The organism is Aquamicrobium terrae (assembly GCF_052978165.1).
This window is the reverse complement of the sequence record NZ_JBRKLZ010000001.1, coordinates 1646347-1669044: the sequence shown is the minus strand read 5'-3', so window position 1 is coordinate 1669044 and position 22698 is coordinate 1646347. Positions and strand designations below refer to the sequence as shown.

22 protein-coding genes are annotated in these 22698 nt (G+C 65.6%); 15 read left to right on the top strand and 7 right to left on the bottom strand.

The genetic code is table 11. The features are described 5' to 3' along the window. Nucleotides 1-14: 14 nt before the first annotated feature. Nucleotides 15-728, bottom strand: a complete 714-nt coding sequence (locus tag ACVCNR_RS08410; RefSeq protein WP_447074375.1) for a hypothetical protein — start codon at nt 726-728, stop codon at nt 15-17. Between the two features lie 93 nt (nt 729-821). Here ACVCNR_RS08410 and ACVCNR_RS08405 point away from each other — a divergent pair, with 93 nt between their 5' ends. Then, nucleotides 822-1379 (top strand): MarR family winged helix-turn-helix transcriptional regulator, encoded by a 558-nt coding sequence (locus ACVCNR_RS08405; RefSeq protein ID WP_447074374.1) that lies wholly within the window; start codon nt 822-824, stop codon nt 1377-1379. Between the two features lie 248 nt (nt 1380-1627). Then, a complete protein-coding gene (gene leuC, locus ACVCNR_RS08400; protein ID WP_447074373.1) occupies nt 1628-3037 on the top strand; it encodes a 3-isopropylmalate dehydratase large subunit in 1410 nt (469 codons plus the stop codon). A gap of 89 nt (nt 3038-3126) precedes the next feature. Here leuC and ACVCNR_RS08395 read toward each other — a convergent pair whose 3' ends face one another. Further along, complete coding sequence (locus ACVCNR_RS08395) at nt 3127-3438, bottom strand: hypothetical protein (RefSeq protein WP_354199588.1); 312 nt, start codon at nt 3436-3438, stop codon at nt 3127-3129. Between the two features lie 147 nt (nt 3439-3585). On the opposite strand from ACVCNR_RS08395, the gene ACVCNR_RS08390 reads away from it, so the two are divergent. Then, nucleotides 3586-4809, top strand: a complete 1224-nt coding sequence (locus ACVCNR_RS08390; protein WP_447074371.1) for a GGDEF domain-containing protein — start codon at nt 3586-3588, stop codon at nt 4807-4809. On the opposite strand, the gene ACVCNR_RS08385 is transcribed toward ACVCNR_RS08390, so the two are convergent. Then, entirely contained in the window at nt 4793-5164 is a 372-nt protein-coding gene (locus tag ACVCNR_RS08385; protein ID WP_447074369.1) for a hypothetical protein, read from the bottom strand. The genes ACVCNR_RS08390 and ACVCNR_RS08385 overlap by 17 nt on opposite strands. 358 nt (nt 5165-5522) lie before the next feature. On the opposite strand from ACVCNR_RS08385, the gene ACVCNR_RS08380 reads away from it, so the two are divergent. From ACVCNR_RS08380 to ACVCNR_RS08355, 6 genes are all read left to right on the top strand, one after another. Beyond that, on the top strand, nt 5523-5918 hold the full coding sequence (locus tag ACVCNR_RS08380) for a hypothetical protein (protein WP_447074367.1): 396 nt from the start codon (nt 5523-5525) through the stop codon (nt 5916-5918). A 240-nt stretch (nt 5919-6158) separates the two neighbouring features. Beyond that, nucleotides 6159-6581, top strand: coding sequence for a succinate dehydrogenase, cytochrome b556 subunit (gene sdhC / locus ACVCNR_RS08375; protein ID WP_447074366.1), 423 nt, complete (start codon nt 6159-6161; stop codon nt 6579-6581). Beyond that, a complete protein-coding gene (sdhD, locus tag ACVCNR_RS08370) occupies nt 6578-6973 on the top strand; it encodes a succinate dehydrogenase, hydrophobic membrane anchor protein (RefSeq protein ID WP_447074365.1) in 396 nt (131 codons plus the stop codon). The genes sdhC and sdhD overlap by 4 nt, the downstream gene beginning before the upstream one ends. 3 nt (nt 6974-6976) lie before the next feature. Further along, nucleotides 6977-8785, top strand: a complete 1809-nt coding sequence (gene sdhA, locus ACVCNR_RS08365) for a succinate dehydrogenase flavoprotein subunit (RefSeq protein ID WP_447074363.1) — start codon at nt 6977-6979, stop codon at nt 8783-8785. Nucleotides 8786-8796: 11 nt separating this feature from the next. Then, nucleotides 8797-9576: a succinate dehydrogenase iron-sulfur subunit gene (locus tag ACVCNR_RS08360; RefSeq protein ID WP_354199595.1), complete on the top strand. Its 780-nt coding sequence runs from the start codon at nt 8797-8799 to the stop codon at nt 9574-9576. A 115-nt stretch (nt 9577-9691) separates the two neighbouring features. After that, nucleotides 9692-10327 carry a YceH family protein gene (locus ACVCNR_RS08355; RefSeq protein WP_447074361.1) on the top strand — a complete coding sequence of 212 codons (636 nt, stop codon included), beginning with the start codon at nt 9692-9694 and terminating at the stop codon, nt 10325-10327. 101 nt (nt 10328-10428) lie between these two features. Here ACVCNR_RS08355 and ACVCNR_RS08350 read toward each other — a convergent pair whose 3' ends face one another. The 4 genes from ACVCNR_RS08350 to ACVCNR_RS08335 all read right to left on the bottom strand — a co-directional run bounded on the left by ACVCNR_RS08350 (nt 10429) and on the right by ACVCNR_RS08335 (nt 14071). After that, the gene (locus ACVCNR_RS08350; protein WP_447074359.1) at nt 10429-11367 is read right to left on the bottom strand and encodes a transposase; all 939 of its coding nucleotides are present in this window, start codon (nt 11365-11367) and stop codon (nt 10429-10431) included. 369 nt (nt 11368-11736) lie between these two features. Then, nucleotides 11737-12174 (bottom strand): OsmC family protein, encoded by a 438-nt coding sequence (locus tag ACVCNR_RS08345; RefSeq protein WP_447074358.1) that lies wholly within the window; start codon nt 12172-12174, stop codon nt 11737-11739. 166 nt (nt 12175-12340) lie between these two features. Beyond that, nucleotides 12341-12799, bottom strand: a complete 459-nt coding sequence (locus ACVCNR_RS08340; protein ID WP_354199775.1) for a YbaK/EbsC family protein — start codon at nt 12797-12799, stop codon at nt 12341-12343. A gap of 42 nt (nt 12800-12841) precedes the next feature. Continuing rightward, the gene (locus tag ACVCNR_RS08335) at nt 12842-14071 is read right to left on the bottom strand and encodes a ubiquinone biosynthesis hydroxylase (RefSeq protein WP_447074357.1); all 1230 of its coding nucleotides are present in this window, start codon (nt 14069-14071) and stop codon (nt 12842-12844) included. Between the two features lie 402 nt (nt 14072-14473). Here ACVCNR_RS08335 and tesB point away from each other — a divergent pair, with 402 nt between their 5' ends. From tesB to ACVCNR_RS08305, 6 genes are all read left to right on the top strand, one after another. Beyond that, a complete protein-coding gene (gene tesB, locus ACVCNR_RS08330; protein ID WP_447074355.1) occupies nt 14474-15340 on the top strand; it encodes an acyl-CoA thioesterase II in 867 nt (288 codons plus the stop codon). 299 nt (nt 15341-15639) lie between these two features. After that, nucleotides 15640-15978: a P-II family nitrogen regulator gene (locus tag ACVCNR_RS08325; protein ID WP_354199778.1), complete on the top strand. Its 339-nt coding sequence runs from the start codon at nt 15640-15642 to the stop codon at nt 15976-15978. A 31-nt stretch (nt 15979-16009) separates the two neighbouring features. Next, complete coding sequence (locus ACVCNR_RS08320) at nt 16010-17347, top strand: ammonium transporter (protein WP_447074353.1); 1338 nt, start codon at nt 16010-16012, stop codon at nt 17345-17347. A gap of 411 nt (nt 17348-17758) precedes the next feature. Further along, on the top strand, nt 17759-18859 hold the full coding sequence (locus ACVCNR_RS08315; protein ID WP_447074351.1) for a porin: 1101 nt from the start codon (nt 17759-17761) through the stop codon (nt 18857-18859). 389 nt (nt 18860-19248) lie between these two features. Further along, nucleotides 19249-21909, top strand: a complete 2661-nt coding sequence (locus ACVCNR_RS08310; protein ID WP_447074350.1) for a DNA translocase FtsK — start codon at nt 19249-19251, stop codon at nt 21907-21909. A 97-nt stretch (nt 21910-22006) separates the two neighbouring features. After that, nucleotides 22007-22687 carry an outer membrane lipoprotein carrier protein LolA gene (locus ACVCNR_RS08305; RefSeq protein ID WP_354199781.1) on the top strand — a complete coding sequence of 227 codons (681 nt, stop codon included), beginning with the start codon at nt 22007-22009 and terminating at the stop codon, nt 22685-22687. Nucleotides 22688-22698 lie beyond the last annotated feature (11 nt).

The following is a 22698-nucleotide window of genomic DNA, read 5'->3' as shown; positions in this document are numbered from 1 at the left end:
CTCGGCAGTTCAGGTCACTGCTTGACGATCCTGCCGGGCATCGACAGGTCGCCGGAGGCGATGTCGTGGACGGCGGTCACGCACAGGAGCGGCGCCTTGCCTTCCGCGTTGACCTGCAACTCTGCCGTGACGGCATCGAAGGAGACGTTCTCGCCATCCCTGACCGGTACGGTGACGCGCGCCGTCTTGCCCTGCAGGCTGGGCGACATGCCGGGGCTGTCGAGGGCGAGCGGCAGCATCGGGGCCGTCGGCGGCAGCACATCGACGCCGGGGGAGACATCGAGCACCTTGAGGCCGGCGCCGCAGCCGTCGTCCTTGCCCAGCACCACCCAGTGCGAGTGCCAGTCGGCGCCGTCATTGGCCGGGTCCCCGTCGCCGTTCTCGTCGAACAGCGGCGTGTCGTCGAAGTCCGGATGGGCGGTTATGGCCAGGGCGAGGATGCCGGACTTTTCCGCGAAGCCGACCGCAGAGGGATCGAAGCCGGTTGGCCACACATAGGCCGTCACCCTGGCGCCCTCCAGCTTGCCGGTCGCCTCGGGCTTTACGGATCCCGCCTCGCCGGCCACCTCCATCATGAAGGTCGAAAGCCGGCCGTCCGTCGTCGCGGACGCGGAGGTGATGTCGAAGGCGGCCGGCTTGGTCGGGTCGACCGCGCTCTTGATGTCATGCGCTATGGCTGGCGGGGCAGCGGCAAGCAGGGTTGCCGCAACGAGAATGGCGGGTTTCATGTGTCTCTCCTCCTATAGTATCGAGTCAATACTAATTGAGTAGCGCAACAGGCTCTGCATTGCAAGAATGGTATTGATACGATACCAAAGCCCATGGACACCGATGGCAAGACCGTGGAACTGATCGAGCGACTGGCCCGGCTGGTGACCAATGAGGGCCACGCGCACGGGCTGAAGCCGGTGCAGTGGGAGGCCTTGCGCTATCTGGCGCGCGCCAACCGCTTCTCGCGCACGCCCGGCGGCCTCACCGCCTATCTCGGCCTGACCAAGGGCACGGTTTCGCAGACCCTGATGACCCTCGAACGGGCCGGCCTGGTGGAGAAGACCGCCAATCCAGGCGACGGACGCTCGGTGCGCCTCGATCTCACCGCCGCGGGCGCCGCCATGCTGGACCATGACGGCATGGCGACGATCGGCAAGGCGCTGGAGGTTCTGCCGGAAACCGTGCGGGCGGACCTGCATGCGGGCGTCGCGGCGCTGGTCAGGTCGGTGCTCGATCTGAGGTCGGGACGGGCCTTCGGCATCTGCCGCGAATGCCGGCACTTCGCCGCAGACGCGCGGGGGCCCGGCCTCCATTATTGCCGGCTTTTGCAGGCGCCGCTCGAAGAGGCGGAGGCCGGCCAGATCTGCCAGGAGCAGGAGGCCGCCTGATCGGCAGCCGCGCGTCGATGCGGGCGATTGCCGTACCGGCAAAAGATTGATATTGAACGGGCGATGGAAGAACTGTTTGGAGACCCGTGCTACAAGGGTTTTGTGCTGCAGGACAAGAAGCGCCTGCCGGCACGGTTCTTCGCGTGGGTTTCGGGCTCGGCGACCAGCCGACTTCGCTAGAGCGCGCCTGATCGCCATCGGCCCGGCAACGGGCTTCTCCTGTTTTCCATATCGACGGATTTACGCAAATGAGCGCACCGCGCACCCTCTACGACAAGATTTTCGACGATCACGTGGTCGACCGCCAGGACGACGGCACCTGCCTGCTCTACATCGACCGCCACCTCGTGCATGAAGTGACCAGCCCGCAGGCCTTCGAGGGGCTGCGCATGGCCGGCCGCAAGGTCCGCCATCCGGAGAAGACGCTGGCCGTGGTCGACCACAACGTGCCGACCTCGCCTGACCGCGTCAATGGCATCAAGAACGAGGAAAGCCGCATCCAGGTCGAGGCGCTGGCCAGGAACGCCGCCGATTTCGGCGTCGAATACTATTCCGAGAAGGACCGCCGCCAGGGCATCGTCCACATCATCGGGCCCGAGCAGGGTTTTACCCTTCCGGGCATGACCATCGTGTGCGGCGACAGCCACACCTCCACCCATGGCGCGTTTGGCGCCTTGGCGCACGGCATCGGCACCTCGGAGGTCGAGCATGTGCTGGCCACCCAGACGCTGATCCAGAAGAAGGCGAAGAACATGCTGGTGCGCGTCGACGGGCAACTGCCCGAGGGCGTCACTGCCAAGGATATCATCCTCGCCATCATCGGCGAGATCGGCACCGCCGGCGGCACCGGCTACGTCATCGAATATGCCGGCGAGGCGATCCGTTCGCTGTCGATGGAAGGCCGCATGACCGTCTGCAACATGTCGATCGAAGGCGGCGCCCGCGCCGGCCTGATCGCACCCGACGAGACGACCTTCGCCTATGTGAAGGACAAGCCGCGCGCGCCCACGGGCAAGGCGTGGGACATGGCCGTGGAATACTGGAAGACGCTGAAGACCGACGAAGGGGCGCATTACGACAAGGTCGTGGAGCTCGACGCAGCCTCGCTGCCGCCGATCGTCACCTGGGGCTCGTCGCCCGAGGACGTCGTTTCGGTGACCGGCACGGTCCCCGATCCGGAGCTGATCGAGGACGAGAACAAGCGCAACTCCAAGAAGCGCGCGCTGGAGTATATGGGCCTGACCGCCGGCACGAAGATCACCGACATCGCCATCGACCGCGTGTTCATCGGCTCCTGCACCAATGGCCGCATCGAGGACCTGCGCGCCGTGGCCGCCGTCGCCAAGGGCAGACAAGTCAATCCGCGCGTCAACGCCATGATCGTGCCGGGCTCGGGCCTGGTGAAGGCGCAGGCCGAGGCCGAAGGGCTCGACAAGATCTTCATCGAGGCCGGCTTCGACTGGCGCGAGCCGGGCTGCTCCATGTGCCTTGCCATGAACGACGACCGGCTGAAGCCGCATGAGCGCTGTGCCTCGACCTCCAACCGAAATTTCGAGGGCCGGCAGGGCTTCAAGGGCCGCACCCATCTGGTGTCGCCGGCCATGGCGGCGGCGGCGGCCATTGCCGGCCATTTCGTCGATATCCGCGACTGGCAGTAAGGACGGTCAACGTGGTCAAGAAAAAGCCCCGCGCCATGCGCGGGGCTTTCTTCATTTCGGGATGGGTGCCGGGTCAGATTGCTGCCGGGTCAATCGGGGCGGCGCACGAACTCGTGATAGGAATCGCGGCGGCCGGGAACGTCCTTGCCGACCACCAGCGCCAGATGCGCCGCGTCGAACAGCCGGAACCATTCGTCCCATTCGACGAGCTCGTAGCCGCCGGCATTGGCGGGGCGCTCGGCCTGGCCCGTGTCGGCATAGGCGTGCTGGCCGAAGACCAGCCGCAGCATCGGCTGGGTTCCGGCTTCCGGGGATACGTCGACGATGGCCGGCGCGCCGGCGCGTGCCGCCGCCCAATCCCTGATCGTCTCGTGATCGATGAGTGTGACCGTTTCGGCCATGTCTGCCTCCTTCGCCCTGTAGGCGGATAACGCCGGCCCGGGGCCGGGGTTCCATGCCCGAGAATGGCACAAAATCCGGTGCGGAGCTTCCCGTTAACCGGTTTTTTGGCTGTCGTTGGGTAAACCGGGTATAAGAGGCGGGATCCTATGAGCGGCGCAAGTTTCATCCTGGCGATCAACTTGTTCCTCTCCGGCCTTCTGGCCGGGGCCTTCATGATGATCGCCGTTTACGATGCGCGTCGCATCTCGGCCCGCTGGCTGGTCGTTTCCAACCTCCTGTGCATGGCCTATCTGGTCGTCGAGTTCGGCATCCCCGCCTTTGACAATGCGCGCCTGCCGGTGGTGCTGGCCTTCGCGCTGTTCCTCGCCGCGACCATGGCCTACAATTTCGGCCTGGCCCGCAAATATGAGGTGGCGCTGGCCTGGGTGCCGATGGCGATGTTCTTCGTCGGCGCCAGCGTGTTCCTCTATTTCGCGCAGGAACTGCCGCGCCAGTCCACGGTTCGCATGATGGCCTATCAGGGGCCTTATGCGGCCATGCAACTGGTGGCGGCCTGCATCATATGGGCCTCCCGGCAGCGGCTGGAACTGATCGACCGGCTGCTCATGGGCACGCTCGTCGGCAGCGCCGCGCAATTCGCGGCCAAGCCCTTCCTCGCCCATGCGCTTGGCGGCTGGGGGAGCGCGCCGCAGGAATATCTTCAGACCGCCTATGCCATGGCCTCGCAATCACTGGGCACGGTGTTCGCCATGGCGGTCGCGGTGCTGACGCTGGTCGTGCTGGTGCGCGACGTGATGGCCGACGCCAACGCCCGCTCCGAGATCGATGCGCTGTCGCGGCTGTTCAATCGTAACGGTTTCATGACCCATGCCGACCAGGCGTTGCGCGAGGCGGCGCGCAGGGGCCTGCCGGTTTCGCTGGCGATCGCCGATCTCGACCATTTCAAGGAAATCAACGACGGTTTCGGCCATGCGGCGGGCGACCGCGTCATCGAGACGTTCGGCGGTCTTCTCGCCCGTTCGGCCGGGCGCGGCCATGTCGTGGGCCGCATCGGCGGCGAGGAGTTCGCCATCCTGATGCCGCAGGTCAATCTGGGCGGGGCGCGCCTGTTTGCCGAGGGCGTGCGCGGCGCCTTCAGCGACAGGCCTGTCGAAGGGCTGCCCCCAGCCCATCGCTGCACCGCAAGCTTCGGCATCGCCGAGATGCTGCCGCAGGAGCGGCTCGGCGACCTGATGCGGCGCGCCGACGAGGCGCTCTATGCGGCCAAGAAGGGCGGACGCGACCAGGTGCGCATTTCGCCGACGCCCCTGACGGTGCTGACCGGGGGAACGTCGTCCGATGCGGGGGTGAACCTCAACGGCAGGGGCTGAGTTCAGGCATCTCGCCGTCGGCAAGGCCGTACATATGGCTGCGGCCCTTGACGAAGACGGGCGGCCGGTAGCAGTCGGCCGACGCCCTTTCTTCCACCCTGTCGAGATAGATGACCTTCGGTTCGCTGGCTGCCGTGTAGGCAGCCATCTGCCGGGCCATGTGCCCCTGGCCGACGACGATGCGCTTGTAGCCGGCGGCGCTGTCGACCACGAGATTGCCGAAGGAATCGGCATAGACATGGTCGCCGTCCTGCCAGGCCGCGGCCGGCGCGGCGAAGCCGATGCACAGGACGGCCAGCGCGGCGAAACGGGCGACCGGCCGGGCCATGGCGGGCAGACGATGACTGTGGCGCATTGTTGCCTCCCTGAATGTGCGCCCCTTGCGCACGGACTTTGCTTCGGCTCAGCATTAACCATTTCTTAATCTTTGTTAAGATGCCCGGATGCGGCGCGGCGGCATCCGGAATTTCTGGCTGGTGCGATATGGATTGGCTCAAACTTCTGAAAGGACTGCGCATTTCGCGAAAATCCCGGGTTTTTGCGTCCGCAGGGCGATGCCGTACTTGATCCGCGGACATCGGCGCGGTTACATCGGGCGACATCCCGCAGGGGTGTTCGTGGTTCGGCTGCAGGCGATTGCCCCCGAATCGACTGCAACCGGAAGCCGATTTCGGGTTTGCTCCGTAGTTCCGCGCCCCCTGGAGGTGAAGCTGATGAATCTGTGCCGGATGGCGAAGGTGGCTGCCGCCTTGTTGCCGATCGTCTGCGCCGCCTGCGTCTCGAACCAGGGCGCGAAACCGCTTGAGGACAAGACGCTGATCGATCCGACCGATGGAGAGGGTTCGGCGGCCATGGCCATCGTCACCGAAAAGGAGACGGCGCAGCCCGGCACCGCCACCTACAATTGCGCGGACGGCAGCATGATGACCATCCGCAACCTGGGTACCGCGATCCGCATCCTCGGCCCCGACGGCGACGACGAGGAACTGCCGGCAGCCCCCGCCAACCAGCGCAGCCGCTACGGACTGGGCGTCGATGCCGTGGTGCTCGACGGGCGCGAGGCGCTGGTGGTGAAGGGCAGGCACCCGCCGCTCACCTGCACAAGATGAGTGTTTTGGTCAGGTTAAGTATTCGCGCGACTGATCTTGCATATCTTAATCGGTTGAAGGCTCGCCGGATTGATTACTCAGACTAAATTATGAATAGGAAACGGTTTTCCGGCTTTGACGCGGTGCAAAAAGAGTTCTAGAACGCCGCTATCCAAAGTCGCTTTCCAAGCTGGTCATGACGCATATGCGCCGGACTGTCCGTGCCGGGAAAGCCCAATGGAGGAGCCCAACGGGGGAGCCATGAGCCGTTCACCAGCCACCCACGCCCAGTCCAGACCACGGCCGCTGTCGCCGCATCTGACCGTCTACCGGCCCAAGATCACCATGACCATGTCGATCGTGCACCGCATCACCGGCGGCGCGCTCTATTTCGGCACGCTGCTGGTCGCGCTCTGGTTGATCGCCGCGGCCGGGTCGCGGGACACCTTCGACACCGTCAACTGGTTCTTCGGCACCCTGATCGGTCGGCTGATCCTGTTCGGCTACACCTGGGCGCTGATGCAGCACATGCTGGGCGGCATCCGCCATTTCATCTGGGATACGGGCGCCGCGCTCGACAAGCACACGGCCTCGAAGCTCGGATGGGCGACGCTGTTCGGCTCCATCGTGCTCACCGTCGCGATCTGGATCGTCGGCTACATGGTGCGGGGAGGCTGGGCATGAGCGGCTCTGGTAAAGACATGCGCACGCCGCTGGGCAAGGTGCGCGGCCTCGGCTCGGCCCATGAGGGTACCCTGCATTTCTGGCGCCAGCGCCTCACGGCGGTCGCCAACCTGCCGCTGTTCCTGTTCTTCGTCGGTTTCCTGGTCGTCATGAACGGGGCCGGCTACGACGAGGTGCGGGCGGCGCTCGCCCATCCCGCCGTGGCGCTGGTCATGATCGCCATGCTGTTGTCCGGCCTCTACCACATGCGCCTCGGCATGCAGGTCATCATCGAGGACTATGTCCACGGCGGGGGCTCCAAGCTGGCGCTTCTCATCCTCAATACTTTCTTCACGGCAGCGGTCGGGATCGTCTCGATCTTCGCCCTGCTCAAGCTTGCATTCGGAGGCTGACCGGTGGCCGCCTATACCTATGTCGATCACAAATTCGATGTCGTCGTCGTCGGCGCCGGCGGTGCCGGCCTGCGCGCCACGCTGGGCATGGCCGAGCAGGGGCTGAGGACGGCCTGCATCACCAAGGTGTTCCCGACCCGCTCGCACACCGTCGCCGCACAGGGCGGCATCGCCGCCTCGCTGAAGAACATGGGACCGGACCACTGGCACTGGCACCTTTACGACACCGTCAAGGGCTCGGACTGGCTGGGCGACACCGACGCCATGGAATATCTGGCGCGCGAGGCGCCGGCCGCCGTCTATGAGCTCGAGCACTACGGCGTGCCGTTCTCGCGCACCGAAGAGGGCAAGATCTACCAGCGCCCGTTCGGCGGCCACATGCAGAATTTCGGCGACGGCCCGCCGGTGCAGCGCACCTGCGCGGCGGCCGACCGCACCGGCCACGCCATCCTGCACACGCTCTACGGCCAGTCGCTGAAGCACCACGCGCAGTTCTTCATCGAGTATTTCGCGCTCGACCTCCTGATGGAGGAAGACGGCACCTGCACCGGCGTGGTGGCCTGGAACCTCGACGACGGCACCATCCACCGCTTCTCGGCCAAGATGGTGGTGCTGGCCACCGGCGGCTACGGGCGCGCCTATTTCTCCGCCACCTCGGCCCACACCTGCACCGGCGACGGCGGCGGCATGGCCGCGCGCGCCGGCCTGCCGCTCCAGGACATGGAGTTCGTGCAGTTCCACCCGACCGGCATCTACGGCGCCGGCTGCCTGATCACCGAGGGCGCACGTGGCGAGGGCGGCTATCTGGTCAATTCCGAGGGCGAGCGCTTCATGGAGCGCTATGCGCCGTCGGCCAAGGACCTTGCCTCGCGCGACGTGGTTTCGCGCTGCATGACCATGGAGATCCGCGAAGGCCGCGGCGTCGGCAAGAACAAGGACCACATCTTCCTGCATCTCGACCATCTCGATCCGGCGGTGCTGCACGAGCGCCTGCCCGGCATCTCCGAATCGGCCAAGATCTTCGCCGGCGTCGACCTCACCAAGGAGCCGATCCCGGTGCTGCCGACGGTGCACTACAATATGGGCGGCGTGCCGACCAACTATTGGGGCGAGGTGCTCAACCCGACCGCCGGCCAGCCGGACCGCGTGTCGCCCGGCCTGATGGCCGTGGGCGAGGCCGGCTGCGCCTCGGTGCACGGCGCCAACCGCCTCGGCTCCAATTCGCTGATCGACCTCGTGGTGTTCGGCCGCGCCGCCGCCATCCGCGCCGGCGAGATCGTCGACGCGAAGTCGCCGGTGCCGGCGCTCAACCAGGCGAGCTGCGACCGCATCATGGACCGCTTCGACCGGCTGCGCCATGCCGGCGGCTCGACGCCGACCGCCGTCATCCGCGAGCGCATGCAGCGCGCCATGCAAGACGACGCGGCGGTGTTCCGCACCCAGGAATCGCTGGAGAACGGCTGCAAGCGCATCTCGCAGATCTGGGGCGAGCTGAAGGATATCAAGGTCTTCGACCGCTCGATGATCTGGAACTCCGACCTGGTCGAGACGCTGGAGCTGGAGAACCTGATGGCCAACGCCATCACCACCGTCTACAGCGCCGAGGCGCGCAAGGAGAGCCGCGGGGCACACGCCCGCGAGGACTTCACCGAACGCGACGACAAGAACTGGCGCAAGCACACGCTGGCCCATCTCAGCCCCGACGGCAAGGTCACGCTCACCTATCGCCCGGTGCACACCGAGCCGCAGATCAAGCCCGAGGACGGCGGCATCGATCCGGCCAAGATCGCGCCCAAGGCGCGCGTGTATTGAGGATCTGAAAAATGGTCGAACTCACGCTCCCCAAGAACTCGCAGATCAAGCAGGGCAAGACCTGGCCGAAGCCGGAAGGCGCCACCAACCTGCGCGAATACCGCATCTATCGCTGGTCGCCGGACGACGACGAGAACCCGCGCATGGACACCTATTTCGTCGACATGGACGATTGCGGGCCGATGGTCCTCGACGCGCTGCTGTGGATCAAGAACAAGATCGACCCGACGCTGACGCTGCGCCGTTCCTGCCGCGAAGGCATCTGCGGTTCCTGCGCCATGAACATCGACGGCGCCAACACGCTGGCCTGCACCAAGGGCGCCGACGACATCAACGGGCCGGTCAAGGTCTATCCGCTGCCGCACATGCCGGTGATCAAGGACCTCGTGCCCGACCTCAACAATTTCTATGCCCAGCACGCCTCGATCGAGCCCTGGCTGCAAACGGTCTCGCCGGAGCCGGCGAAGGAATGGCTGCAAAGCCATGAGGACCGCGAGAAGCTGGACGGCCTCTACGAGTGCATCCTGTGCGCCTGTTGCTCCACCGCTTGCCCGAGCTACTGGTGGAACGGTGACCGTTATCTCGGCCCCGCCGTGCTGCTGCAGGCCTATCGCTGGCTCATCGATTCCCGCGACGAGGCGACCGGCGAGCGGCTGGACAATCTGGAAGACCCGTTCCGGCTCTATCGCTGCCACACCATCATGAACTGCACGCAGACCTGCCCCAAGGGCCTGAACCCGGCCAAGGCGATCGCCGAGATCAAGAAGATGATGGTCGAGCGCCGGGTCTGACCGGGGGCCGGGCAAGGGTTCGCGCCAACTGGTTTGCGCCCGCGCCCTGATCGTTTATAGCAGGGCCGCTGCCGGATTCCGGCGGCGGCCCTTGTCTTTTGCGGAGGTTGGTGTGGTGGACAGCGACGATTCCCTCATTCTCAGCGCGCTTGAAGCGCGCATTCTCGGCTGCCTCATCGAGAAGAAGGAACTGACGCCGGACGTCTATCCGCTGACCGCCAACGCGCTTCTGGCGGCGGCGAACCAGAAGACGGCGCGCGAGCCGGTCATGGCGCTGACGCAGGCGGATGTGCAGCGCGGCCTGAAGATGCTGGAGCAGAAGGGGCTGGTGCGGCAGATCTTTGCCTCGCGCGTCGAACGCTATGAGCATCTGATGGCGCAGAAATTCTCGCTGACCGTGCCGCAGACGGCACTGCTCGGCCTGCTCATGCTGCGCGGCCCGCAGACGGTGCATGAACTTCTGGCGCGCTCCGAGCGCATGGCCCGCTTCGCCTCCGCCGACGACCTGCGCGAGGAACTCGACATGCTGATCGGCAAGCGTCCGCCGCTGGTGCAGGAAATCGGCCGCGGTCCCGGCCAGCGCGAGGACCGCTACGCGCATCTGCTTTCGGGCGAGGTCGATGTCGCGGCCCTGGCAGTGGCTTCCGGCCCGGTCGTGGTGTCGGGCGATGCGGAACTCGAAGCGCGCATCGCGGCGCTGGAGGAGCAGGTGCGCCAGCTCACCGAACGGCTCGACGCGCTGGGGGCCTGAGCGTTTTGCAGATGGGTGGAAATATCCGGGTGGCTTGTTCCAGCCGATACGTCCGGCACTTTGCCGGGCGGGCACTTGTGCCGACAAACACCCCATCGTCATCAACTCTGATGGTTTTGATTGTCTCTGAGCCTTGCGTTGAGGGTTATGATGATCTTTCGCATGGTCGCTGCGATTGCGAGGATCGGTGGTTTTCCGTTGGCGATGAGGCGCGCGTAGAAGGCGGCGCACTCGCCTTGTCCGGCTGCGGCGCGCAAGGCCGGCATGAAGAGTGCGGTCCTGACCTGCGGTCTGCCGCCGCGCTGGCGTCGCCGGCCCCTTGCTGTGCCGCTCTCGTTGGGGTGCGGCGCGGTGCCGGCCAGCGCTGCGGCCTGTCGGCGCTGGAGATGGCCGAGCTCGGGCATCAGGGCGAGGATCGTCACGGCGCTGACCGTGCCGATGCCGTTCATGCCGGTGCAGATGGCGACGCGGTGGCGCAGGCCCGCGTTTTGCGCCACCAGCGCGGCGATCGCCCGCTCGAGCGCCGCGATCTGCCGGGTGATTGTTGCGAGCATGGCCCGAAACGAGGCGGCCATCGCCCTGGCACCGGGTGCCCGTGACCGGTTCTGCTCGGCAACCTTGAATGCGACCAGGTCGGCCCTTCGGCGCACGAGGGCCTGCATCTGCTTCTCGTCGGCGTCGGGCGCCTGCCACAAGGGCAGCTTCGTCCAGCGCTCGCGTCCATAGGCGGCCATCTGCGCGGCGTCGATGGCGTCGCTTTTGGCCAGCGTTCCGAAGGAGCGGATGAAGGCCTTGAGCCTGAGCGTGTCGGCGCGGTGGCAGGCGATGCCGGCCCTCAGGCACTCTTCCAGGAGCAGCAACTCGTAGCCGCCCGTCGGTTCGCACACGACGAGATCGGGGCGGCTGGTCCTGAGCAGCGAGCGGATGGCTGCGCGGCTGTTGGCGACAGTCGCAGCCGTGATGCCGTCATCGACGGCCAGCCGGTCCCTGGCGACATCGACACCGAGGCAGCGGACGGGCGCATGGTGCAGGAAGGTCATGACGGTGCTATCCTTTGCAGGCTTCGGATTGTTTGCGGGCGTGGTGGTGTGCCAGAGGCCCGATCAACTCTCCAAGCGGGGGTGCAAAGGCGGCAGAGACCTTGATGACGTCGGGTGTCGGCCCGATCCCGGAGCCGGTCGCCTGCCGCCGAGGCTGCGGGTTTGCAGGCCCGCAGCCTCGCTGCTCAACCTACCCCATATCGATCAAACAATCCCGGAAGTCTGCCGCAGCGAAGCGAAGGCAGGCTGTCCGGCATCCATTCCACGACCTTGCCGGCCAGAACAGCGACCAACCGTCACCTGCCGGCATGGATCCCGGCTCGCGGTCGCTGACGCTCCCTTGGCCGGGATGACGAGATGACAGCGGCTTCAGGCGAGCTTGGCGTCGAGCGTCACCTTGATGGCGCCGAGCGCCTTGGAGACCGGGCAGCCCGCCTTGGCCTGTTCGGCAAGCTCCTTGAATTTCGCCTCGTCGATGCCGGGCACCTTGCCGGTCAGTTTCAGCGCGCTTTCGGTGATCTCGAAACCGCCGCCGGCCGCCGGGCCGTAGGTGACGACGGCCTGCGCATCCAGCTCTTCGGCCGGCGTGCCGTTCTCGGCCAGGAAATGGGAAAGCTGCATGGCGAAACAGCCGGCATGAGCGGCCGCAATCAGCTCCTCGGGATTGGTGCCCGACTTGCCGGCCTCGTCCTGGAAACGACCCTTGAAGGAATAGGGCTGCCTGGCAAAGGCGCCGCTTTGCACATCGAGCGTGCCGGAGCCCTCGGTCAGGGAGCCTTTCCAGACGGCGGTTGCGTGACGGTTCATGACGGTCTCCTTCTTGTCAGACGGCAGGCGGTGCCTGCTCGGTGGAAGAGATAGTGCGTCCCGCCGGAACGGAAAGACAAGTGGCGGCTGGATTGAAACAGATGCAGCCAGGTCGAACGCCTTCCAGCGATCCCGAGAGCCGGTTCCCGCTTTTCAGGACCAGGGTCTATTGGCACACGTCGACCCATTCGGCGCCGGTGAGGGTCGCGAGCCGTTCGGTCGGCACGCGCACAGCCGCATTGGTGGCGCCAGCGGCCGGCACAACCTCGTCGAAGGCGCGCAACGAGACGTCGCAGTAGATCGGCAGCGGGGCGGGCAGGCCGAAGGGGCAGACGCCGCCGATGGGGTGGCTGGTCAGTTCCGTCACCTGCTCGGCCTCCAGCATGCGCGCCTTGGCCCCGAACTGGTCGCGGAACTTGCGGTTGTCGATGCGCGCCAGCCCTCCGGCCACGATCAGCATGGGCTGCTCGCCGGCCCTGAGGCAGATGGTCTTGGCGATTTGCGCCGGCTCCACGCCATGCGCCTCGGCCGCCAGCGCCACCGTCGCCGAACTCCGGTCGGTGACGATGACTTCAAGGTCGGGAGCATGGGCCTTGAAGAAGGCGCGTACGGTATCGAGGCTCATGTGGCCACCTCCTAAAACAGCAGGACTGGATGGAAAATCAGTTCAGATCGGCTCGCCCTTCAACAGCCGCGGCGTGTTGCCGGACAGGCCGGCCGCCTGGCGGATGAAGAAATCCTTCAGGCGCGGCAGGCGCTCGACGAGGCCGAGGCCGAAGTCGCGCGCCGCGCGCACGGGTGCGACGTCGTTGGAGAACAGCCGCGTCAGCACATCGGTGGTCACGCCCATCTGCACCGTGTCGAAGCGGCGCCATTGCTGGTAGCGCTCCAGCACGTCGAGGGCGCCGATGTCCTGGCCCAGCCGGTCGGCCTCGACGATCACCTCGGCCAGTGCCGCCACGTCTTTGAAGCCGAGGTTGAGCCCCTGGCCGGCGATGGGGTGGATGCCGTGGGCGGCGTCGCCGGCCAGCGCCACGCGCGGCGCGACGAAGCTGCGCGACAGGGTGAGGCCGAGAGGCCAGGCGCGGGGCTTGTCCTCGACGCGGATCTCGCCCAGCTCCAGCCCGAAACGGCGCTCCAACTCGGCCTCGAAGATCATCTCGTCGCCCTTGACGAGCCGCTCGGCCTCCTCGGTGCGCTCGGCCCACACCAGCGACGAGCGGTTACCCTTCAAGGGCAGTATGGCGAAAGGCCCGGCCGGGAAGAAATGCTCCACCGCGCGGCCGTTGTGCGGGCGCTCATGCGCCACGGTGCAGACGATGCCGGACTGGCCATAGTCCCAGTGCACGGTCTTGATGCCGGCCATGTCGCGCAGCTTCGAGCGCACGCCGTCGGCCGCCACCAGAAGGCGGGCGCGCAGCGTCGCCCCGTCGGCCAGATGCACGGTGATGCCGCCGCCGTCGGTCTCGAAGCCCTGCACGCCGACGCCCTGGATGATGTCGATGCCGAGTTCGGCGGCGCGCTCGCGCAGGGCGCGGTTGAGGTCGCAATTGGCGATCATGTGGGCGAAGGGCTCGCCCGGCGCCACCTCGCCGTCGAAGGTGAGGAACACCGGCCGCACCGGGTCGCCGGTGCGCGAATCGGTGATGATCATTTCGGTGATCGCCTGCGCCTCGGGCTCGATGCGGTGCCAGACGTCGAGCTGCTCCAGCATGCGGCAGGCGGCGGCGGCGATGGCCGAGGCGCGGCCGTCCTTCTGCCACACATCCGGCGGGGCGGCGTCGACCACCGCCACCGCGAGGCTCGGCCTTGCCTGCTTGATCGAGACGGCGCTGGCCAGCCCGACATAGCCGGCACCGGCGATCAGCACGTCGAGTTTCGATGATTGATCGGGCATTCCCGGCTCCTGCTGCGGCTGTCTTTTACCCATACCTACCAAATGCAGCCCGCCTGTTGGGAATTATTCCTCTGAATATCGGTATCATTCAGGCCGGTCTGCATTCTTTTGCGAAGGTTATCTCCATCCCTGACCTCTCTCCACAAGGGGGAGGCGAATCCGGCAGCGGCCCTGCCGGATCAAACATCGACCGTTTGGTCTGCGGCGATGATGCAATCGTCCCCCTTCCCCTTGTGGGGAGGGGGCAGGGGTGGGGATCACACCCAGGGAGAAACCGAGGCGAACCGCGAAGGAAGCGACATGGCATCCCCTGTCCTGTAAGCCATTAGCCTTGCCTCCACTTGACGGGCCGCCATGGCTGTTCGAAACCGGCTTCATCCTGATTGCGAAAAGGCGTGAATCATGACGGCGGCCATGGACGAGCTTCTTTCCATCCTCGACCTCGAGCAACTGGAGCACAATCTGTTCCGGGGCCGCAGCCCGGAAAGCGACTGGCAGCGCGTGTTCGGCGGACAGACCATCGCCCAGGCGCTGGTCGCCGCCCAGCGCACGGTCGAACCGGACCGGCACGTGCATTCGCTGCACGGCTATTTCATGCGTCCGGGCGACACCAAGCTGCCCATCGTCTACGAGGTCGACCGCATCCGCGACGGCGGTTCCTTCACCACGCGGCGCGTGGTGGCGATCCAGCACGGCCATGCCATCTTTTCGCTGGAGGCGTCGTTCCAGCACGACGAGGAGGGGCTGGAGCATCAGGTGCCGATGCCGCTCGACGTGCCCGAGCCGGACACGCTGATGTCGCAGAAGGAACTGATCGGTCGGTTCGGCGAGAACGTGCCGGAGGGCATCCGCCGCTACTGGGAGCGCCCGCGCCCGGTGGAGATGAAGCCGGTGATGCTCAAGCACTATACCAGCCGCGAGAAGCTGGAGCCGAAGCAGAACATCTGGATCCGCACCAGCGGGCCGGTGCCGGCCGACCGCGCCCTGCAATCGGCGGTGCTGGCCTATCTGTCCGACATGACGCTGCTCGACACCTCCACCTTCGCCCATGGCCGCGCCGTCTTCGACCGCGACATCCAGGCGGCCAGCCTCGACCATGCCATGTGGTTCCACCGGCCCAACGCGCTGGACAACTGGATCCTGTACACGCAGGACAGCCCCTCGACGCAGGGCGCGCGCGGCTTCACCCGCGGCGCGCTGTTCGCCCGCGACGGCACGCTGATCGCCTCGGTGGCGCAGGAGGGGCTGATTCGGTTGCGGAGGGGGTAGGGGTAAGGGAGTAGGGGAATAGGGCAGTAGGGGAGGCTGGCCGCTGTGCCGGCGCCTTTGCAGCCCGGCCGTGAGGGGACACCGGCTGTCGCATCAGCCTTGATTCTGTGCATGTCGACGAATCTGCCTAAAATTTAGGCTAACGCCGTATGCCCATCGGCGTCATGGGCGCCGGGTGGAAAATTTTATCCCTTTGAAATCAGCAGCTTGAGCTTCCGTTTGCGCAATTGGCATGGAGCTTGATTGGCCCTTTGTGCCGCCGGCCCGCGTCGGGCCGGTGCCAGCAGAGGGTGAAGCTGATGAAAATCGTGATGGCTGTCATCAAGCCGTTCAAGCTCGACGAGGTGCGCGAGGCGCTGACGGCGCTCGGTATCGAGGGCCTGACCGTCACCGAGGTCAAGGGCTACGGGCGCCAGAAGGGGCATACCGAAATCTATCGCGGTGCCGAATATGCCGTGAGCTTCCTGCCGAAACTCAAGATCGAGGTCGCGGTCGCCGGCGATCTTGCCGACAAGGCCGTCGAGGCCATCCGCGCCGCTGCCCGCACGGGCCAGATCGGCGACGGCAAGATCTTCGTCTTCGGCATCGATCAGGCCGTGCGCATCCGCACCGGCGAAACCGACACCGACGCCTTGTGAGCGGGCGCGGCGATTCACCATGGAGAGATCAATGAAGTTTCCTTCCACTTTCGGCCGTGCGGGCGTTCTGGCCCCGCTCGTCCTGCCGGCCCTCGCGCTGGCGGTGTCGGCGCAGGAGGCCGCGCCCGAGGCGGCTGCCCCTCCCACCTCCGCGCTCGACAGCGGCGACACCGCCTGGATGCTGGTGTCCACCATCCTCGTCCTGTTCATGATCCTGCCCGGCCTCGCGCTGTTCTATGGCGGTCTGGTGCGAGCCAAGAACGTGCTGTCGGTGCTCATGCAGTGCACCATGATCACCGCCACTGTCATCGTGGTGTGGGTGCTGTGGGGCTATTCCTTTGCCTTCGGCGGCGGCACCAGCCCCTATTGGGGCGGGCTCGGCAAGCTGTTCCTTATTGGTGTCGGGCCCGAATCGGAATCGGGCAGCATCCCGGAACTGGTCTTCGCCTGCTTCCAGATGACCTTCGCCTGCATCACTCCGGCGCTGATTGTCGGCGCCTTCGCCGAGCGGATCAAATTCTCCGCCCTGCTTTTGTTCGTGGTGCTGTGGGTGAGCCTCGTCTATTTCCCGATCGCCCATATGGTCTGGGATTCCAGCGGCCTGATCTTCGGCTGGGGCGCGCTCGACTTCGCCGGCGGCACGGTGGTCCACATCAATGCCGGCGTGGCGGCGCTGGTGGGGGCGCTGATGGTCGGCAAGCGCGACGGCTACGGCCGTGACAACATGGCCCCGCATTCGCTGCCGCTGACCATGATCGGCGCCTCGATCCTGTGGGTGGGCTGGTTCGGCTTCAACGCCGGCTCGGCGCTGGCCGCCAACGGCACCGCGGCGCTGGCCATGATCAACACGCTGACGGCCACCGCCGGCGCGGCGATCTCCTGGGCGGTCGTGGAAACGGTGGCGCGCGGCAAGGCCTCGATGCTGGGCGCGGCCTCCGGCATCATCGCCGGCTTGGTGGCGGTGACGCCCGCAGCCGGATTCGTCGGCCCTGTGGGCGCCATCGTGCTCGGCGCCGTGGCCTCGGCCGTCTGCTACTGGTTCGTCGCCGTGGTCAAGATCAGGCTCGGCTATGACGATTCGCTCGACGTGTTCGGCGTGCACGGCATCGGCGGCCTTGTCGGGGCCATCGGCACCGGCTTCCTCGCCTCCTCCTCGCTCGGCGGCGTCGGCTATGCGGAAGGTGTGTCCATGGCCGGGCAGGTGTGGACGCAGATCCTCGCCGTTCTGGTCACCATCGTCTGGTGCGGCGTCGTTTCGGCCATACTCTACAAGGTGGTCGACATCGCCGTCGGGCTGCGGCCCAGGCCGGAAGACGAAAGGCAGGGGCTGGACATCAGCGCCCATGGCGAGGTGGCCTATCACTCATAAACCACCACAGGGGAACATCCCGAAAGGGAGCATAAAGAAGTGGGTGAGTCGCGATCGTGTCGCGGCGTTCTTCGGGGCCGGCTCGTCCGGCCCTTCTTTTTTTGCTGATTCCGGTCCGATTCGAGGCCTCGGCCGCCCGGATTTTCCCCGCGCAAGGCCGCGATGGTTAACAAGTGGTTTCCGCGCCCGGCAAAATCGTGGCGTTTCTGCAACACACCTTTCGGATAGCAGCCGCAGAGGTTGTCATGGGTTGCGTTCGTTGTTGAACGCGGCGGCCCGATGGGTAATGTCGGTTTCGAAGGAGAGGCGCGGTGCGCGTCTTTTTCAGTAGTGGGGATGGGGCAGGGAACGCTGTCCTTCAGCAAAGAATAGCCCAGACCCGTTTTTGAACTTTTGACTGGAGGTCAGAAAATGAACATCAAGAGCCTTCTTCTCGGCTCCGCTGCGGCTCTCGTCGCAGTCTCCGGTGCGCGCGCCGCCGACGCTATTGTCGTGGCCGAGCCGGAACCCGCTGAATACGTCCGCATCTGCGACGTCTACGGCGCTGGCTACTACTACATCCCGGGCACCGAGACCTGCCTGAAGATCGGCGGCTATCTGCGCTATGACATCGGCATTGGTGACAACCACGGCCTGAGAAGCGTCGATAAGGAAGATGCCTTCAATGGCGTCGATCCTCTCGACGTTGACGTCAATGACACCTACTTCAAGCGCATGCGCGCCCAGATCACCCTGGATGCCCGTTCGGAGACCGAATACGGCACTCTGCGTGGTTACATCGCAACCTATTTGCAGCGCGATTCGTTCGAAACCAGCCGTACGATCGGCACTGATGTCTACGAGCCTTGGACGAATACCGGAACTGATGTGGTTCTTGAGCACGCCATCATTCAGCTTGGCGGCCTGACCATCGCCTACACCGACTCGCTGTTCGAGACGCTGACCGATTCGGCCGGCTCCGTCATCAACGATGATATCGGCGTCAACTACACCCCGGGCAAGACCCACCTGATCGCCTACACCTTCGACGCCGGCAATGGCTTCTCCGCTACGGTTGGCGTGGAAGAGGGTTCGGGCGACTTCACGCTTGACTCCTATGTCCCGCACGTCGTGGCTGGTGCCTCGTTCACGCAGGGCTGGGGCAAGATCGCCGGTGTTGTCGGCTATGATGCCGTTTACGGCGAAGTTGCCGGTAAGCTTCGCGTCGACGTCAGCGTCAATGAAGCTCTGTCGCTCTGGGTTATGGGCGGTCTGACCGACGGTGACAATGGCAGCTACTATGCGACTTGGGAAGGCGACTGGGCCATCTGGGGTGGTGGTCAGTACCGCTTCACCGAGAAGGCCGCTCTGGACGTCCAGCTTGCCTATGACGATGGCGACAACTTCGGCGCTGCCGTTGGCGTCAACTACGAACTCGTCCCGGGCTTCAACATCCGTCCGGAAGTCACCTATGCTGACTACGACGGCGACGACGGTTGGGGTGGTTACCTCCGCTTCCAGCGTTCGTTCTAAGATCGGTCTTACCGTCTGAACAGAAGAACCCGGCAGGCAACTGCCGGGTTCTTTCTTTTTTGTCGCCTTTCTCTCTCCGGCTGCTTCTTGGCTATCTTCCTTCGCGAGGAAGAAGAATTGGCATGGGCGTTTTTCCAGCTTAAGTTCCTTCCTCGGGGAAGAGGTGCCGAGCGTAGCGAGACGGTGAGGAGCCTTTACCCGTCGTCATCTGTGCTGTCCCCTGATCCCTCCTTACAAGGGGGCCGATAGGAGATGGGGCCTCTCAAAGGCGTCTTCTCCGCAGTCCGCGCTGCATGGTTAATGCGGCTTTAACCATCCCCTCGCTAGTTTGAGCCTCAGAGTCTGACCGGCAGTCATGCCGGCGCATCGCGACCGACGAGGATCAATTCATGCGTTCAGGGGCTACCGCACGGCTTGCGCTGGAAGAACCGGCCTATGGCGGCTTGCAGGCATTCGCGCGCCGGCAGGCCGGCCGGGCCACGGGAATCGCGCTGTTTTGCTTTGTCGCCTTCGGCGTCGCCAGCCTGGCGACGTGGAACGTCGCCGATCCCAGCTTCAGCCATGCCACCGACAATGAAGTCACCAACGCCATGGGCTATGCGGGCGCGGTGTTCTCCGATCTCGCCATGCAGTTCTTCGGCCTTGCCGCCGTCGCGGGGCTGGTGCCGGCCGTGGTCTGGGGCTTCCTTCTGTTTTCCGCCCGCGGCGTCGACCGTCTGCCGAAGCGGGCGCTCGGCTGGTTCGGCTTCTCCCTGCTTGCCGCCGCCATGGCCGGCTGCGTCACCCCGCCGCCGACCTGGCCGCTGCCGACCGGCCTCGGCGGCGTGTTCGGCGACATGGTTCTGAAAATTCCCGGCATGTTCATCGGCGGCTATCCGAGCGGGTTGTTCGCGACGGGTATCGCCATCGTGCTGGCGGCGCCGGCGCTGTGGCTGTTCGCCTATGGCTCGGCCCTGATCGCGCGCCGCAACGGATTCGCCGTCATGGAACCCGACGACGAGGAAGAGGTGGCCGATGCCGATTCGGTCCTGTTCGAGAAGGACGAGGACGAGGAGGACGGGCGCGGCAGCCTGCTGCTGGGCGTGCTCGCCCATTGGTGGCTGTCGGCCCGGGCGTGGATGCACCGTCATGCGCCGAAGCGCGCCGCGCATGACGACTATCTCGAGCCGCCGATGCAGCCGCGCGCCAGCGCCTGGCGCCAGGCGGCGGAACGGGTCGAATCGGCCGAGCTGGAAGAAATGCGCATGAGCCATGGCGGCCGCGCCCGCGTCGAGCCCGAATTCTTCGCCGAGATGGTCAAGCAGCAGCGCGCGCCCTCGCTCGATCCGCATGACAGCGATTTCTTCGACGATGGCGACGAAGGCGACCACTATTTTGGTGACGTGCCGCCCGCCCCGGGGCAGGCCACCCATGTCCAGTCCTTCCGCTCGCCGGAAGGGGCTGCGCGGGTGGCGGCGCCTGCTCCCCGGCCGGCGCCCGGGGCGCGCGTGCAGCGCGAGGCGCAGACCTCGCTGATCGGCTCGCACGCCTTTGAAATGCCGTCGCTGCATTTCCTGTCCAACCCGCCCAATGTGGTGCGTGACCCCAGCCTGTCGGCGGATGCGCTGGAGCAGAACGCGCGCCTTTTGGAAGGCGTGCTGGAGGATTTCGGCGTCAAGGGCGAGATCATCCAGGTTCGGCCCGGTCCGGTGGTCACGCTGTACGAACTGGAGCCGGCGCCGGGCATCAAGTCGAGCCGCGTCATCGGCCTGGCCGACGACATCGCCCGCTCGATGAGCGCCATCGCCGCGCGCGTCGCCGTGGTGCCGGGCCGCAACGCCATCGGCATCGAGCTGCCGAATTCCCGGCGCGAGACGGTCTACCTGCGCGAAATCCTCGCCAGCCGCGATTTCGAGACCAGCAAGGCCAAGCTGGCGCTGGCGCTCGGCAAGACCATCAACGGCGAGGCGGTGATCGTCGATATCGCCAAGATGCCGCACGTGCTGGTCGCGGGCACCACCGGCTCGGGCAAGTCGGTCGCCATCAACACCATGATCCTGTCGCTGCTCTACCGCATGACGCCGGAGCAGTGCCGCCTGATCATGATCGACCCGAAGATGCTGGAACTGTCGGTCTATGACGGCATCCCGCATCTTCTGACCCCCGTCGTCACCGACCCGAAGAAGGCGGTGGTGGCGCTGAAATGGACGGTGCGGGAGATGGAAGACCGCTACCGCAAGATGTCCAAGCTCGGCGTGCGCAACATCGACGGCTTCAATGCCCGCGTCGGCCAGGCGCAGAAGAAGGGCGAGCAGATCACCCGCACGGTGCAGACCGGCTTCGACCGCGAGACCGGCGAGGCGATCTACGAGACCGAGCATCTCGACCTCGAGCCGATGCCCTATATCGTCGTCATCATCGACGAGATGGCCGACCTGATGATGGTCGCCGGCAAGGACATCGAAGGCGCGGTGCAGCGGCTGGCCCAGATGGCGCGCGCGGCCGGCATCCACGTCATCATGGCTACCCAGCGCCCGTCGGTGGATGTCATCACCGGCACCATCAAGGCCAATTTCCCGACCCGCATCTCCTTCCAGGTGACGTCGAAGATCGACAGCCGCACCATCCTTGGCGAACAGGGAGCGGAACAGCTCCTGGGCATGGGCGACATGCTCTATATGGCCGGCGGCGGCCGCATCCAGCGCGTGCACGGCCCCTTCGTCTCCGACGACGAGGTCGAGAAGGTGGTGGGCCACCTCAAGCTTCAGGGCGTGCCGCAATATCTCGATGCCATCACCGAGGACGACGAGGACGACGACGAGCTTTCCGGCAAGGGCGGCTCGGGCGGCGGCGGCAATTTCGAGGATTCGGACGATCCCTACGACCAGGCTGTGGCGGTGGTGCTGCGCGACGGCAAGGCTTCGACCTCCTACATCCAGCGTCGTCTCGGCATCGGCTACAACCGTGCCGCCTCGATCATCGAGCGCATGGAGCAGGAGGGGATCGTCGGGCCGGCCAACCATGCCGGCAAGCGCGAGATCCTGGTGCCGACCGAGGAGGACAAGTTCTGACCAGCTTCATGGAACTTTCCGGCCCGGTCAAACTTAAGCCCAACTGAAAGCAGATACGGAATTTCGAAGGGCAGACGAGACGAGAGCGAGACGAACGATGAAACAGACCTTTGCCGCGATTGCCGACAGCACTCCCTCGCGCCGCCAGTTTCTTGGACTCGGACTGGCGTTCGCCGGCGCCGCCGCGCTCAATGTCGTGCCCGGCTTCCATCTGCTCGCTTCGGCCCAGGCCGCCGTTCCCGAGGCGGCGCAACGCATCGCCGACCATTTCTCGTCGGTGAAGTCGATGGCGGGCGAGTTCGTGCAGTTCGGCCCCAAGGGCGAACAGACCGGCGGCAAGTTCTTCCTCGAACGGCCGGGCAAGATTCGCTTCAACTATGAGGGGGCCTCGAAGTTCCGGGTGATCGCCGACGGCAAGTCGGTGGTCATCCTCAACCAGAAGCTGCGCACCTCCGACCTCTATCCGCTGTCGAAGACGCCGCTCAAGCTGCTGCTCGACAACCGCATCGACCTGTCGGGCGACAAGGTCCGGAGCGTCAAGCAGGAAGACGACCTCACCACCATCCAGCTTGCCGACAAATCGGTGTTCGGCAATGCCATGATCACCATGATGTTCGATCCGAAGACCTATGAACTGCGCCAGTGGACCATCACCGATGCGCAGGGCAAGGACACCACGGTGATGATCTTCAACGTGCAGGAAGGCGTGCGCTTCGCCGCCGACACCTTCGCCATCGACTATCGCGCCAACCGCGTGCTCAACAGCAAGGGTCCGTAAGGCGGCAGCAC

Coding starts and splice junctions, on each gene's coding strand:
- ACVCNR_RS08410 (WP_447074375.1), bottom strand. CDS start 728: ATGAAACCCGCCATTCTCGTTGCGGCAACCCTGCTTGCCGCTGCCCCG.
- ACVCNR_RS08405 (WP_447074374.1), top strand. CDS start 822: ATGGACACCGATGGCAAGACCGTGGAACTGATCGAGCGACTGGCCCGG.
- leuC (WP_447074373.1), top strand. CDS start 1,628: ATGAGCGCACCGCGCACCCTCTACGACAAGATTTTCGACGATCACGTG.
- ACVCNR_RS08395 (WP_354199588.1), bottom strand. CDS start 3,438: ATGGCCGAAACGGTCACACTCATCGATCACGAGACGATCAGGGATTGG.
- ACVCNR_RS08390 (WP_447074371.1), top strand. CDS start 3,586: ATGAGCGGCGCAAGTTTCATCCTGGCGATCAACTTGTTCCTCTCCGGC.
- ACVCNR_RS08385 (WP_447074369.1), bottom strand. CDS start 5,164: ATGCGCCACAGTCATCGTCTGCCCGCCATGGCCCGGCCGGTCGCCCGT.
- ACVCNR_RS08380 (WP_447074367.1), top strand. CDS start 5,523: ATGAATCTGTGCCGGATGGCGAAGGTGGCTGCCGCCTTGTTGCCGATC.
- sdhC (WP_447074366.1), top strand. CDS start 6,159: ATGAGCCGTTCACCAGCCACCCACGCCCAGTCCAGACCACGGCCGCTG.
- sdhD (WP_447074365.1), top strand. CDS start 6,578: ATGAGCGGCTCTGGTAAAGACATGCGCACGCCGCTGGGCAAGGTGCGC.
- ACVCNR_RS08360 (WP_354199595.1), top strand. CDS start 8,797: ATGGTCGAACTCACGCTCCCCAAGAACTCGCAGATCAAGCAGGGCAAG.
- ACVCNR_RS08350 (WP_447074359.1), bottom strand. CDS start 11,367: ATGACCTTCCTGCACCATGCGCCCGTCCGCTGCCTCGGTGTCGATGTC.
- ACVCNR_RS08345 (WP_447074358.1), bottom strand. CDS start 12,174: ATGAACCGTCACGCAACCGCCGTCTGGAAAGGCTCCCTGACCGAGGGC.
- ACVCNR_RS08340 (WP_354199775.1), bottom strand. CDS start 12,799: ATGAGCCTCGATACCGTACGCGCCTTCTTCAAGGCCCATGCTCCCGAC.
- ACVCNR_RS08335 (WP_447074357.1), bottom strand. CDS start 14,071: ATGCCCGATCAATCATCGAAACTCGACGTGCTGATCGCCGGTGCCGGC.
- tesB (WP_447074355.1), top strand. CDS start 14,474: ATGACGGCGGCCATGGACGAGCTTCTTTCCATCCTCGACCTCGAGCAA.
- ACVCNR_RS08325 (WP_354199778.1), top strand. CDS start 15,640: ATGAAAATCGTGATGGCTGTCATCAAGCCGTTCAAGCTCGACGAGGTG.
- ACVCNR_RS08320 (WP_447074353.1), top strand. CDS start 16,010: ATGAAGTTTCCTTCCACTTTCGGCCGTGCGGGCGTTCTGGCCCCGCTC.
- ACVCNR_RS08315 (WP_447074351.1), top strand. CDS start 17,759: ATGAACATCAAGAGCCTTCTTCTCGGCTCCGCTGCGGCTCTCGTCGCA.
- ACVCNR_RS08310 (WP_447074350.1), top strand. CDS start 19,249: ATGCGTTCAGGGGCTACCGCACGGCTTGCGCTGGAAGAACCGGCCTAT.
- ACVCNR_RS08305 (WP_354199781.1), top strand. CDS start 22,007: ATGAAACAGACCTTTGCCGCGATTGCCGACAGCACTCCCTCGCGCCGC.